This is a genomic window from Pseudomonas sp. ICMP 8385 (assembly GCF_002699915.1).
In the GTDB taxonomy this organism is placed as follows: domain Bacteria; phylum Pseudomonadota; class Gammaproteobacteria; order Pseudomonadales; family Pseudomonadaceae; genus Aquipseudomonas; species Aquipseudomonas gessardii.
Window position 1 is genome coordinate 1 of sequence record NZ_LKBY01000049.1, and the last position, 241, is coordinate 241.

General features: G+C 66.8%; 1 pseudogene. It reads left to right on the top strand.

From position 1 onward, the window contains the following. Positions 1 to 241, top strand: a pseudogene (locus tag AO268_RS06810) (P-type conjugative transfer protein TrbJ); the annotation flags it as partial.

The following is a 241-nucleotide window of genomic DNA, read 5'->3' on the forward strand; positions in this document are numbered from 1 at the left end:
TGGCGCACTTCGGTCGCCGGTTTCGAAGACGCCCTCAAGGTGCAGGCAGGCGTCGTGGGCAACATCGAACCCGCCCGCACCGAAATGCAGGCGCTCGTCGGCCGCAGCCAGGCCGCGACCGGTGCCTTGCAGGCGACCCAAGCCGGTAATCAACTCCTCGCATTGCAAAGCCAGCAGATTTCTGACTTGACGGCGGCCATCGCCGCGCAGAACCGGGCGCAATCGCTCGAAGCCGCGCGTG